This is a genomic window from Variovorax glucosi, from assembly GCF_051216695.1.
Classification (GTDB): domain Bacteria; phylum Pseudomonadota; class Gammaproteobacteria; order Burkholderiales; family Burkholderiaceae_C; genus Variovorax.
Genome location: NZ_JBPJZE010000192.1, coordinates 1 through 1,246 on the forward strand (window position 1 = coordinate 1; position 1,246 = coordinate 1,246).

Consider the following 1,246-nt stretch of genomic DNA (forward strand, 5'->3'; position numbering starts at 1 on the left):
CTCCAGGTAGGTGTAGAGCAGGCCGTCGCGGCGAAAGCGGATGCGGGTCTTTTCCTGGCCGGGGTAGCTCTCGATGTGGATGTCCGACGCGCCCTCGCGATGCGCCTCGAGGATCATGCTGTTGATCATGCGCACAAGGGAGTTGTCCGACTGCTCGATAGGCGCGTCGGAAGTGGGTGCGGCGGGGCCTTCTTTCTCGAGCGTCTGCAGCAGCTCGCTGGTGCCGGCCATGTCGAAATCGAGAGGCCGGCTGGGATCGAGGTTGGACGAAAAAGCGTTGGGCGCGGCGGCCGTCGGCTCGCCGATCTTTTCATATGCCGTGTGCAGCACACCGTCGAGGTCGAGGCATTGCCCGACGACCGGCGTGACCTTGATCTGCGCGATGAACTCCACTTCGTCGAGGGCCGAATGCCGGCTGGTCGGGTCGTCGATCGCCACGACGAGCCGCCCCTCGTGCAGCATCAGCGGCATGACCTGCAGGCGCCGCGACACGGAATAGGGAAGCTTGCGCAGTGCGTCCGCAGCTGCCGGGAACACATGCAGGTTGACGAGGGGGTAGCCCATCTTGCGCACCAGCGCGGTCTGCAGCTGGCTCCGACTGACCACACCCATGCGCACCAGCGTCTCGCCCAGCGGCACGGTGGGCTCCAGCTGTTGCTGCGCGAGCCCCGCGCGAAGCTGCTCGTCGGTGATCATGCCCAGTGAAGTCAGCGCTTCGCCGATGCGTGCGATCGGCGTGCGGCTCTGGGCTTCGAGCGCGCTTTGCAACTGCTCGGGCATGACGACTTCGGTGGGGGGCATGGGGCGATCTCCTGTCTGGGTTTCGAACGTCGAATCGTAGAGCGTGATTCACACACTTTCCATTAATTCGACCCTTGAGTACGCAAGTTCTCTTTCTCCAGCCGGCGCAGTCGCACGGTCAGTTCCTTCACGAGCTGAAGCTCACCGCGCCGCTGCGCTACTTCCAGCCCTTTGGCAAACGCAGACTGCGCCTGTGCAGCATCGCCGAGGGTCAGCGCGATGAGTCCCTGCAAGCGATGGGCCGCGGTGAAATCGGGATCGAAGGCCAGCGCCTTCGCCACATGCATCAGCGCGGTCTGCTGATCGTCGCGCCGGTGGTATGCGAGCGCCAGGCTCATGCGCAACAGCGCGCCGTCGCGGCCGGCGGCCAGCATGCGCTCCAGTGCTTCGGGTGATGGGCCGGGAACAGGCGCGGTCGGAGTGTTCATGGATGCGTACCTCGGTG

General features: G+C 65.0%; 2 protein-coding genes. Both read right to left on the reverse strand.

Annotation, left to right across the window (positions count from 1 at the left end):
* Window positions 1–801 (reverse strand): ATPase, T2SS/T4P/T4SS family (locus ACSFA3_RS24170; RefSeq protein ID WP_435507923.1); only part of this gene is annotated, 801 nt, incomplete at its 3' end.
* Between the two features lie 62 nt (window positions 802–863).
* Window positions 864–1,246 (reverse strand): hypothetical protein (locus tag ACSFA3_RS24175; RefSeq protein WP_435507924.1); only part of this gene is annotated, 383 nt, incomplete at its 5' end.